Genomic DNA, 11,348 nt, shown 5'->3' with positions numbered 1-11,348 from the left:
CCGGGAGAAGGCACATGTCATACGCACTGGGCATCGACGTGGGCGGCACGTTCACCGACGCCGTCGCCTCGGACGGTGCCGGCCGCATCGTCTCGGCCAAGACACCGACGACCCCGCCCCATCGCGAGGTCGGCGTCATGCGGGCGATCGAGGACATCGCCGGTGAACTGGGCATCGGCGTCGGTGAGCTGCTCGCGCAGACCGACTACATCGCCCACGGCACGACCGCGTCGATCAACGCTCTGGTCCAGGGGACGGTGGCCGACGTCGGCCTCATCGCCACCAAGGGTCACCGCGACGCGATCTACATCATGAACGCCGAGGGGCGCACCCTCGGGAGGGCCGCCCACGAGGTGCAGGACACGCTCCGCCAGCGCAAGCCCACTCCGCTGATTCCCAAGCACCGGGCGTTGGAGGTCACCGAGCGGATCGACCACGCGGGCAAGGTGCTGGTCCCCCTCGACGAGGACGAGGTGCGCGAGGTCGCGCGGTCCCTCGTGGACCAGGGGGTCGAGGCGATCGCCGTCTGCCTGCTGTGGTCCTTCAAGAACGCGGCCCACGAGGAGCGCGTCCGCGAGCTGATCCATGAGATCGCCCCGGACATGTACGTGACCCTCTCGTCGGAGGTCAGCCCACGCATCCGGGAGTTCTCGCGGACCTCCACGACGATCATGAACGCCCAGATCGGGCCGCGGCTGCGCATGTACCTGACTCCACTGCAGAGGCAGCTGGAGGAGAACGGGCTCAGGGGACCGCTGCTGGTGATGCAGAGCGAGGGAGGGACCATCACGGCCGACCGCGCACCGGAGCACGCCATCACCACGGTCGGTTCCGTTCTGTCCGGCGGAGTCATCGGCGGCATGCGGATGGCCGAACAACTCGGACACCGCAATGTCATCACCACCGACGTCGGCGGAACGACCTTCCTGGCGGGCCTCATCGTCGACGGGGAACCGGTCATGGCGCCGGGTTCCATCGTCAACCAGTATCCGATCAACGCGGCGACCATCCGAGTGCACACGATCGGCTCCGGCGGCGGGGCCCTCGCCTCCGTGGACGACGGCGGCAATCTGCGGCTGGGTCCGCAGAGTGCCGAGGCCGTCCCCGGTCCCGCCTGCTACGGCAACGGAGGCACCCGCCCCACCAACACCGACGCCAACCTGGTTCTCGGCATCCTCAGCCCCCACGGGCTGCTGGGCGGCAGGAAGCCTCTCAGGATGGACCTGGCACGCGAGGCGATCCGTGAGCACGTCGCCGAACCCCTGGGTCTCACCGTCGAAGAAGCCGCCATCGCCATCCACGAGGTGCAGAACGCACAGGCGGGAGACCTCCTGCGCCGGGCCGTCGTCCAGGCAGGCTACGACCCCCGCGACTTCGTCGCCTACGCCTTCGGCGGTGCCGGCCCGGCCCACTGCGCCGGGTACTGCCACGACCTGGGCGTGAGCGAGGTGGTCGTCCCCCTCGGTCCCGTCGCCTCCGCCTTCTCGGCCTACGGGCTCGCGGCCTCGGACGTCGTACTGAGCGCCGAGCTCTCCGACCCCTCCTCCTTCCCGGTCGAGCACACCGTGCTGGAGTCCCACTACGCCCGGCTCGAAGCCGATCTGCAGCGCGCGCTCGACCGCCAGAAGGTCAAGTTCCAGGACGTGACCATGCAGCGCGAGGTCGACCTCCGCTACTCGATGCAGGTCAACGAGCTTGCGACCACCCTCCCGGACGGCGGATTCACCGAACGCACCGGTGACGAGATCCTTGAGCGCTTCGAGGAACAGTACGAGCGCATCAACGGGTCGGGGGCCGGCTACCGCGAAGCGGGTGTACAAGCGATCACCTACCGCGCGCGGGCCAAGGCCAGCCTCGACTTCCCGGTCATTCTGCCGGACGTCGCGCAGGCCGACGGCCCCGATCCCGCCGAGGCGCTGCTCGACACGCGGGGCGTCTGCCTCGACTCCCAGACCGGCTTCGTGCCCACCCCCGTCTACGACTACGCCCGGCTGCGTGCCGGTCACGAGATCACTGGACCGGCGATCGTCGACGTCCCGACCACCGTGGTGGTGGTTCCCGCCGGGGTCACCGGTCGCGTCGACCGTCTCGGCAACCTCGTGCTCAGCTACCAGTGAGGACACCTTCCATGGCATCGAAGATTCCCGGAGCGGACGAGTTCACCAGCCGGCCCGTTCCACGCGAGGAACTGCTCCGGCAGATCCCGGCCACGCTGCCGCTGCACCAGATCGACGACGAACAGGCCGGCCAGGTCAACGCGCTGACGTACGAGGTCGTTCGGCACCGCCTGTGGGCCATCACCCAGGAGATGGGGGAGACCCTGCGGCGGATGTCGGGCTCGCACGTCGTCACCGAGTCCAACGACTTCAACTTCTCCATCTGCGACGAGCTCGGTGAGCAGGTCCAGGTCGGCGCCTACAACGTGGGCCTCATCGGCTCCATGGACCTGGCCATCGTCTGGACACTGCGCAACCGCAGCGACAACCCCGGCATCGCCGAGGGCGACATGTTCCTCTGCAACGACCCGTGGATCGGCGGCGGGCTGCACCAGAACGACGCCGCGGTGCTCGCCCCGATCTTCCACGACGGCAAGCTGTTCGGCTGGACGACGGCCATCGCCCACCAGGTCGACCTCGGCGGTCCGCGGCCGGGCTCCTTCAGCCCCTCGGCCCAGGACGTGTTCGGCGAGGCGGTGCCCACACCGCCCATGAAGGTGGTCCGGGACGGCGTGCTCCAGCGCGACGTGGCCGATGCCTGGGTCCGTAGGTCGAGGCTGCCGCACATGGTGGGGCTCGACCTGCGTGCCAAGATCGCCGCCAACAAGAACGCGGCGGACCAGATCCTCCGGCTCATCGACAAGTACGGTGCCGACACCGTCAAGGCCGTCATGCGGCGGATGATGGACGACGCCGAAAGCCGTCTGCGGGCCAAGCTGAAGACCCTGCCCGACGGCACCTGGACCGCGGTCGGTTACCAGGAGCAGTCGCAGACCGGCGACCGCGACCTGCACGCCATCAAGGTCGCGATGACGAAGGAAGCGGACCGGCTGGTCTTCGACTTCCGCGGCACGGCCGGGCAGACCGGCATCATCAACTGCCCCTACCCGGGACTGCGGGCCGGGATCGTCTTCACGATGCTGCCCCTGCTGGCCGGGACCATTCCCTGGGCGGCGGGCGGGCTGATGCGCTGCTTCGAGATCATCACGGACGAGGACACCATCACCAACGCCTCGTTCCCGGCAGCCGTGGGCAAGGGGCCGTTCGGTCCGGCGTGGGGATCGGGCAACCTGGTCGCCGAGGTGATCGCCAGGATGCTGGACGCCGAACCCGACCATCGCGAGGACGTCCAGTCCATCTGCAACGGAACCACCGATCTCTGCGTGGTCTCCGGCGTCGATGTCCGCGGAGGCGGCAGCAAGGGCTTCGTGTCACCCATCTTCGACGTCATGGCCGGCGGCTACGGGGCGCAGGTGCACCACGACGGCGTCGACACCGGCGGCCGGCTCATCATCCCCTCCGCGCGGGCACCCGACGTCGAGATGACCGAGTACCTCTACCCGCTGGTCGCCCTGTGGCGTCGTGAGCAGACCGACTCCGGCGGGCCCGGCCGGCAGCGGGGCGGGATGAGCGGCTCCGTCTGCTACGTGCAGCACCCGGACCAGAGCGGGACGATGTCACTGGTCATCTCCGGAACGGGCAAGGTCGCGAACCAGAATGTCGGCCTGGCCGGCGGATACCCGGGAAACTCCCAGCTCGACCTCGTGGTGCGTGGCATCGACAGGCCGCAGCTCGCGGGGGCGACGGCGATTCCCGCCGGCCTGGACGATGTCGGCGGAGACATCGAGGTGCTGCCCTGCGAGGGTGAATCGACTCTCGGCCCCGAAGACGCGCTGTATCTGCACTGGCAGGCGGGTGGAGGATACGGCGACCCACTGCTGCGTCCGGCAGAGACCGTGCACGACGACGTGCTTCAGGCACGGGTCTCGGTCGGGGCGGCGAGGGACGTCTACGGTGTCGTCCTCCAGAACGACTCCCGAGCGGTGGATGTGGCCGCGACTGAGGAGACACGGGGGCGGCTGCGGCAGCGGCGGGCGACGGGCGCAGGTCTGCCCGCCACGGAGCTTGCGCCCATCGGCACACCGGACCTCGATGGGGTCCACCGGCTCGATGACAACCTCGCCTTCACGGAGACCCCGGAAGGCAGGACCGTCGTGTGCCTGCATTGCAGCACCACCATCGGACCGCTCGAGCACGGCGCGTTCGTCGCGGCACTCGCCCGCCGCGACGCGCCCCCGACCGACGCGGGTCCGCACATCTGGCACGACCCGTCCGTCTATGTCGACAGGGAAGTGGTCTTTCGTCAGTTGTTCTGTCCGGGCTGCCTGACGACGGTCAACTCCCGCGTCGTACCTGTCGACCATCCGCTGCCCTACGACGACTACCGGAAGTGGGCGTGAGTCCGTCGCGTACCGTGCCGGGCTTTATCATGGATCTATGGCAAAGGTGAGGGAACCCGCATTGTCCGCTGCCACCCCGAGCAGCCGCGACGTCATCCTCGACGCGGCACGTACCCTCGTCACGAGCCGGGGCTACGACGGCATGGCCATTTCAGACCTGTGTACGGAGTCAGGGCTGCCGGCCAGTTCGATCTACTACCACTTCGGAAACAAACTCGGCGTTCTGGCAGCACTTCTCGAGCGATCCTTCGAGGAGGCGCACGCCCAGTTCCCGGCCCCGTCCTCGTTCGACGACCTTGATCCGCTCCCGCGTTTCGAGGCATGGATCACCAAGGCGTGCGCGTCGCTTGACCAGCGGCCGGACTACCTCCGCCTCCTGCTGGCCATCAGCGTGGGCCCGCACAAGGATGTCGAGATGGTGCGGACGACTGTGCGCCGCATCCGTGACTCGGCCCACGCTTCCTGGGTGGATGCCCTCACCCCCGTCTTCGCCGCGGGAGGCGGCGAGCAGGAGCACGCCTTCGTGGCGCAGCTCGCCATCGTCGGCCGGGCCATGACGGACGGGCTGTCCGTAGCCAACAGCTTCGACGGCATGAGCTACAGCTCGAACGTCGCCTCGTTCATCTCCCTGGTGCGCGGTCTCGCGAGTGAGCGCGGCCTGACGGACGGCGCGGCTTCCGGCGTCGGCGAAGCGTGAGTATGTAGCGGTTTCCTCTCGCGTCCCACCGGTGTGGAACCGGTACCGCCCCGAGTCATCTCGGGGCGGTTCGCGTTTTGAGTGGACGGGAGCCCTGTGGGCCTTGTGGATGCGGTAGGTCCTGATCACTGATTGGATTTCACCGGCCACTGATGTAGAGTGAGCGTTACATACAGCAGATGGGTCGGAGGTGTGGGGATGGCCGGCATGGTGGACGTCGGGGACGCGGAACTTGCGTATGTGGAGTCGGGTACGGGCAGTCCTGTTGTCTGGCTGCACGGCTCGGGGCCGGGTGCTACCGGAATGAGCAATTTCGGTGCGAATCTTGCGGCTTTCGGGGACTACCGCAATATCGTGGTGGATCTGCCGGGCTGGGGTGACTCTCCGCGGCCCGTAACCGATGAACCCTTGATCTTCCACGCGGCTGATCGAGTGCTGCGCGCGATGACGGCGCTCGGGATCGAACGAGCCCACCTGGTCGGCAATTCCTACGGCGGCGGCGTGGCGATGCGGATTGCCATGACCCGCCCGGACCGCGTGGACCGGCTCGTTCTCATGGCACCCGGGGGAGTCCTCCCGAAGGATGCGCCCTCGTGGCCCGTCGGGCTTGAGAAGCTCTTCGGCTACATGGCTGCCGCGAAACCCTCACGCGAGGACATGGCGGAGTTCGTACGTCTCATGGTGTACGACCAGACCCTTGCGACCGACGCGCTCATCGACGAGCGGTACGAGTCGAGCCTCAAGGCCCATCCGGAGCTGCCGATCCCTCCGAACTTCGGCGATCTGACGCCGGACCTGGCCCGCGTGGCAGCGCCCACGCTGCTGGTGTGGGGGCGGGAGGATCAGACCGTACCGCTGACCTGGGCGCCGACGATCCTGCGGGGCATTCCCGACGCGGAGCTCCGGGTGCTGCCGAACTGCCGGCACTGGGTGCAGTACGAGCGGGCCCCCGAGTTCAACCACATCGTCAGTGAGTTCCTCAGGGGCGGAGCAGCAGCCGCCGCAACGAAGGAGTAAGGCCACCATGGGTGTTCGCAAGCTGGGCTATGTCGGACTCGACGTCACCGACGTCGATGCCTGGACCGACCTGTTCAGTCGAACGCTGGGTGTCGGAGCCACCTTCGACAAGATCGGTACCGAGGACGTGGCGCTACTGGAACTCGACGAGTTCAAGTATCGTCTCGCGCTTCATCCGTCCGAGGAGGACAGCCCGCGACAGCTGGGGTGGATCGTCGATTCAGCCGCCGAACTCGACAGGCTCACCCAGCGGCTGACCGACGCCGGCTTCGCGGTCCAGGACGGCGCCGAGGACGAGGCCGAGCTTCGCGGAGCCACTCATCTGCGCTGGTTCACCGGCCCTGCGGGTATACGTGTGGAGCTGGCAGTCGGTGAGCGCAAGGCACGGACCGCCCCGGCCCGCCCGGCCGACGCCAGTCCCGGCGTCACGGGTCTCGGTCACCTCGTCCTGGCCAGTCCCGCACTCGACGAGCTTCGCGAACTCTACGAGTCCGTGCTCGAGTTCAAGCTGACCGACTACCGTGCGCCGGGGCTCTACTTCCTGCGCTGCAACCGGACCCACCACAGCATCGCCCTCGCGCACGCGGAGACGACGGGCATCCATCATCTGGAGATCGAGCACGGATCGCTCGACGATGTCGGTCGCGCCCACGATCGAGCGGTGGCCCACGAGGTACCCGTCTCGATCAGCCTCGGCCGGCACATGAACGACAAGGCGATCTCGTTCTACGTCAAGAATCCCAGCGGCTTCCACCTCGAGATCGGATACGGCGGCATCGAGGTCGGCGACGACTGGGTTCCTCACGACTTCGGAACCTCGGACGTCTGGGGACACCGGCACGCCGAGACCAACCCGTTCACCGCCCGCGCGTCATGAGCGGCGGACTCCCGGGCCCCGACCTCTCCGGGAGGCGGGCCGTCGTCACCGGAGCGGCGAGTGGTATCGGAGCGGCTGTGGCCGAACGACTCGCGGGCCTCGGGGCACACGTCGTCGTGTGCGATGTCGATGCCGAGGGCGCCGAGCTGACGGCCCAGCACATCGGCGGCGAGGCGCTGGTGCTCGACCTGAGCCGGACCGCCGACCTGGTGGACCTGCGGCTCGAGGCGGATATCCTGGTGAACAACGCCGGGGTTCAACATGTCTCTCCCGTCGAGCAGTTCGAGCCCGAGAAGTTCGCCTTCATGCTGCGACTGATGCTGGAAGCCCCCTTCCTGCTGAGCCGTGCGGTCATCCCGTACATGTACGAGCGCGGCTGGGGGCGGATCATCCACGTCTCCAGCGTCCACGGCATACGGGCCAGTGCGTACAAGTCGGCCTACGTCAGCGCCAAGCACGGTCTCCAGGGACTCTCGAAAGTCATCGCGCTGGAGGGAGCGGCCAAGGGGGTCACCAGCAATTGCGTGTGCCCCGGCTATGTTCGCACCCCCCTGGTCGAGAATCAGTTGGCCGACCAGGCCGAAGTGCACGGCATGAGCGTCGACGAGGTGGTGTCGAAGGTGCTTCTGACGCGGGCGGCGGTGAAACGTCTGATCGACCCCCGCGAAGTGGCCGGCTCCGTCGCGTTCCTGTGCTCGCCGGAGGCGTCGTCCATCACGGGCACGCAACTGACCCTCGACGGCGGCTGGAGCGCGTCCTGAACCGCCTCACCTCCTTCTTACTGACAAACCCAAACCGAGGTAACAAGTGAATCCCCGCAAGAGCATGACCCGTTGCGCCACCGTCGCCGCGCTGTTCGTCGCGACGACGGCTCTGGCCGTGCCGCAGGCCATGGCCACGACTTCCCCCAAGAGCACCGGGGTGGCCTCCAGCAGCGTGGACAGGACCGCCAGGCCGCTGGGCAAGCTGGGCGCGCTGACCGATCTCGTCATCGAACGCCTCAACGTGAGCGACGACGTGGCAGCCTCGAAGTTCGGCACCGACGCGCCCATCGAGGACCCGGCACGTGAAGAGCAGGTGCTGGAGCAGGTACGGACGCAGGCCGCTGCCGCCGGAGTGGACCCGGACATCGCGGCGGCCTTCTTCCGGGACCAGATCACCGCGAGCAAGGTCGTGCAGAAGGGGCTGTTCGCCCGCTGGACCGCTCATCCGGAAGAGGCGCCCACGACGCGTCCCGACCTCGGCCAGATCCGCCAGCAGCTCGACCGGCTGACCACGGAGCTGCTCCAGGAGCTCAAGAACACGGAGGAACTGCGCGACCGGCCCGTATCCTGCACGGTACAGCTCGCCCTGGCCACCGGGTCGGGTGCGGTGCTGGAACGGCTGGACACACTCCATCGCCAGGGCCTCAGGGTGGCCACGGACTCCGTGTGCCGTTTCCCCGAGGCGACCGGCCGAGGCTGACCGGGTTCCGCACCCGTCGGGAGGTGAACAGGTGGACTCCGAACCGTCCGAGGGACGCGGTGCTCCTGTGGGGCGGCGCGTCTTCCTCGGCACACTCGGTCTCGGTGCGCTGGGCGTGCTGGCCGCGCCCACGCTGCAACGTGGCATGGAGGCGTTCCTCGGTGGTGCCGCCGACCTGGATCCGACGGGTCTGACGGGGCTGCTGCCGAACGGCGGAGGTTTCCGCTACTACTCGGTCACCACGTCCGTTCCGCGCAAGGATGCCGGAAACTACCGATTGACCGTGGACGGCCTGGTCGATCGTCCGACGACGTACAGGCTCGCCGATCTCAAGGCGATGACCCAGACCCGTATGGTGCGCGACGTCCAGTGCGTCACCGGGTGGCGGGTGCCGGGCACGCCGTTCGAAGGGGTCCGCCTGTCCGCGCTGCTGGACGCCGCGGGAGTACACGCGTCGGCGGGAGCGGTGCGCTTCACCTGCTTCGACGGGGCCTACTCGGAGAGCCTCACGTTGGAACAGGCGCGTCGCGCGGACGTCCTGATCGCCCTGCGCATGCAGGACAAGGACATCGGCCACTCCCACGGCGGACCGGTCCGCCTGTACGTGGCGCCCATGTATTTCTACAAGTCCGCCAAGTGGCTCTCCGGCATCACCGTCACGGAGGACGTCCAGCCCGGTTACTGGGAAAAGCGCGGCTACGACATCGACGGCTGGGTGGGCCGTTCGAACGGACGGGACGATGAGCCCACGACTTGATGCCGAGCAGACCACCACGGATGTCCGGCGCTTCAGCCCCGCCGAGCGCTGGGCGCACCGTACGACGGCCCTGCTGATGGGCGTATGTGTCCTGACCGCAGCCTCTCTGTACATCCCCACGTTCGCCCAGCTCGTCGGCCGGCGCGCCCTGGTGGTCGCCGTGCACCAGTGGAGCGGAGTCGCTCTCCCGGTCCCCGTCCTGATCGGTCTCGGTTCCCGCGCTCTACGAGCCGACCTGGGCCTGCTCAACCGCTTCGGACCGCACGACCGCCGCTGGCTGCGCGCGGCGCTGCGCAGGGACAGACGGCCGTCGTCCCGGCCGGCTCACAAGTTCAACGCGGGGCAGAAGCTCTATGCCGCCTGGAGTGCCGGTGCCACGCTCGTCATGCTCGGCACCGGGCTGATGATGTGGTTCACCGGCCTCACCCCGCTGAAGTGGCGTACGGGCGCCACGTTCGTGCACGACTGGTTGGCGCTCACCCTCGGTATCGTGCTCGCCGGTCACATCGGCATGGCCATGGCAGACCCGGAGGCCCGCCGGGGCATGCGTACCGGCTCGGTCGCACGGGACTGGGCGAAGCGGGAGCACTCGTTGTGGCGGCCCTGACCTTGAACCCGGCCGGTCGTGTGTACCAGCACGCCGAGCGTGGCCGATTCACGGAGCAGCGCCGTACCGGCGGCGCCTCAGGTGTCCGTCGGCTTGGCGGAGAAGCGTGTGGAGTGGACCTCGAGGAGCCGCTCGACGCCCGTCAGGAAGGTTTCGCACACCAGTACCGGGTCGAAGAGGCATCCGGCGGCCATCGCGCCGTCGCGCATCATCACGAAGTGATGGGCGGCGCGTTCGGCGGACTGCTCCCGAATCCTGCCCAGAAGCTCCATGACGGTGTCCAGGAACCACTGACGGTGTTCCAGTACGGCCACGTGCACGGGGTGATCCGGATCGGGGTACTCGGCGACGGCGTTGAGGAAGGCGCAGCCCCGGAACCCCGGTGACTGGATGTTCTCGGCGATGGACGCGCTCAGCGCCCGGATGGTGTCGGCGGCCGGTAGCTTCGCGGCCACGGCGGCGTCGACCTGGCTGCGCGCGGCGCGATCGACCTCCGTCAGGTAGGCGACGACGAGCGTCTCCTTGCTGGGGAAGTGACGGTAGAAGGTCGCCCGGGTCACCTGCGCCTCAGCGACGATGCGGTCGACGCCGACGGAGTGGATCCCTTCGGCGTAGAACACCTGGCTGGCTGTCTTGAGCAGCCGGGTCCGCGCTTCGGACGGTCGGCTTGGGGATTCGCTGCGCACCATAGTGCCATGGTAGCGGGTAGAACGTTCGGTCTTGACAAGTGGTCCCGTTCTTGCCAGTCTTAGCGAACAGAACGTTCAGTCTCGCTGAGGCAGTGTCATCGGGATTATCGGGGCCGACCTTATCCGGACGGCCGATCAGAGCAACCCCTGAACTCCTCCCTCGTTCGGATTCCACCGAAAGGATCAACGTGACCACCATCGCTGAGCCGACCTCCACCGCCGGGACGGCATCTGCCCTGCGCAGGCTGTACTTCGTCCGGTTCGCGTTCGCCATCGTCTGGGCCCTGGTGATGTTCACCATGGCCAAGGAGATCACCCCGGTCGCCGGCGTGCTGCTGGTCCTGTACCCGCTGTTCGACGTGGGCGCGGCCGTCGTCGACGCCAACGCCTCGCGCGAGACCCGCTCCCCGGTCCTGCTCTACCTCAACATGGCGGTCAGCCTCGTCGCGGCCGTCAGCGTGGGCATCGCCGCCACGTCCGGCATTCCCGCGGTGCTGCGCGTGTGGGGCGCCTGGGCGATCGTGTCCGGGCTCATCCAGCTGATCGTGGCCGTTCCTCGCCGCAAGATGGGCGGCCAGTGGCCGATGATCCTCAGTGGCGGCATCTCCGTCCTCGCCGGTGCCTCGTTCGTCGCCTCCGCCGGCGCGGACGACCCCTCGCTCGCCAGCGCGGTCGGCTACGCCATCCCGGGCGGCATCTTCTTCCTCATCTCGGCCCTGCGCCTGGGCCGCGCCGCCAAGGAGGCCTGACCATGAGCAAGCACACCTACGACGTCGTCATCATC

At 68.1% G+C, this 11,348-nt stretch carries 11 protein-coding genes; 10 read left to right on the top strand and 1 reads right to left on the bottom strand.

Going from position 1 to position 11,348, the window contains the following annotated elements:
- Positions 1-14 precede the first annotated feature (14 nt).
- The 9 genes from ACIQFU_RS36745 (at position 15) to ACIQFU_RS36705 (ending at position 9,875) form a co-directional block, all read left to right on the top strand.
- Positions 15-2,117: a hydantoinase/oxoprolinase family protein gene (locus ACIQFU_RS36745; RefSeq protein ID WP_134655050.1), complete on the top strand. Its 2,103-nt coding sequence runs from the start codon at positions 15-17 to the stop codon at positions 2,115-2,117.
- An 11-nt stretch (positions 2,118-2,128) separates the two neighbouring features.
- Positions 2,129-4,456 (top strand): hydantoinase B/oxoprolinase family protein, encoded by a 2,328-nt coding sequence (locus ACIQFU_RS36740; protein WP_402557562.1) that lies wholly within the window; start codon positions 2,129-2,131, stop codon positions 4,454-4,456.
- A 37-nt stretch (positions 4,457-4,493) separates the two neighbouring features.
- The gene (locus ACIQFU_RS36735; protein WP_402557560.1) at positions 4,494-5,153 is read left to right on the top strand and encodes a TetR/AcrR family transcriptional regulator; all 660 of its coding nucleotides are present in this window, start codon (positions 4,494-4,496) and stop codon (positions 5,151-5,153) included.
- A gap of 198 nt (positions 5,154-5,351) precedes the next feature.
- Positions 5,352-6,170 (top strand): alpha/beta fold hydrolase, encoded by an 819-nt coding sequence (locus ACIQFU_RS36730; protein WP_402557558.1) that lies wholly within the window; start codon positions 5,352-5,354, stop codon positions 6,168-6,170.
- A gap of 7 nt (positions 6,171-6,177) precedes the next feature.
- Positions 6,178-7,047: a VOC family protein gene (locus tag ACIQFU_RS36725; protein WP_402557557.1), complete on the top strand. Its 870-nt coding sequence runs from the start codon at positions 6,178-6,180 to the stop codon at positions 7,045-7,047.
- Complete coding sequence (locus tag ACIQFU_RS36720; protein ID WP_402557555.1) at positions 7,044-7,808, top strand: 3-hydroxybutyrate dehydrogenase; 765 nt, start codon at positions 7,044-7,046, stop codon at positions 7,806-7,808. The genes ACIQFU_RS36725 and ACIQFU_RS36720 overlap by 4 nt, the downstream gene beginning before the upstream one ends.
- A gap of 64 nt (positions 7,809-7,872) precedes the next feature.
- Positions 7,873-8,511 (top strand): chorismate mutase, encoded by a 639-nt coding sequence (locus tag ACIQFU_RS36715; RefSeq protein WP_402557554.1) that lies wholly within the window; start codon positions 7,873-7,875, stop codon positions 8,509-8,511.
- A gap of 31 nt (positions 8,512-8,542) precedes the next feature.
- A complete protein-coding gene (locus tag ACIQFU_RS36710; RefSeq protein WP_402557552.1) occupies positions 8,543-9,268 on the top strand; it encodes a molybdopterin-dependent oxidoreductase in 726 nt (241 codons plus the stop codon).
- On the top strand, positions 9,252-9,875 hold the full coding sequence (locus ACIQFU_RS36705) for a cytochrome b/b6 domain-containing protein (protein ID WP_402557551.1): 624 nt from the start codon (positions 9,252-9,254) through the stop codon (positions 9,873-9,875). The genes ACIQFU_RS36710 and ACIQFU_RS36705 overlap by 17 nt, the downstream gene beginning before the upstream one ends.
- Before the next feature lie 77 nt (positions 9,876-9,952).
- Here ACIQFU_RS36705 and ACIQFU_RS36700 read toward each other — a convergent pair whose 3' ends face one another.
- Positions 9,953-10,564, bottom strand: coding sequence for a TetR/AcrR family transcriptional regulator (locus ACIQFU_RS36700; protein WP_402557549.1), 612 nt, complete (start codon positions 10,562-10,564; stop codon positions 9,953-9,955).
- Between the two features lie 188 nt (positions 10,565-10,752).
- On the opposite strand from ACIQFU_RS36700, the gene ACIQFU_RS36695 reads away from it, so the two are divergent.
- Positions 10,753-11,313: a hypothetical protein gene (locus ACIQFU_RS36695; RefSeq protein ID WP_402557548.1), complete on the top strand. Its 561-nt coding sequence runs from the start codon at positions 10,753-10,755 to the stop codon at positions 11,311-11,313.
- Positions 11,314-11,348: the final 35 nt, after the last annotated feature.

It is taken from the genome of Streptomyces sp. NPDC093065 (genome assembly GCF_044754585.1).
GTDB lineage: Bacteria > Actinomycetota > Actinomycetes > Streptomycetales > Streptomycetaceae > Streptomyces.
Note: the sequence above shows the minus strand (reverse complement) of the source record. Positions and strands in the feature narration are given on the sequence as shown.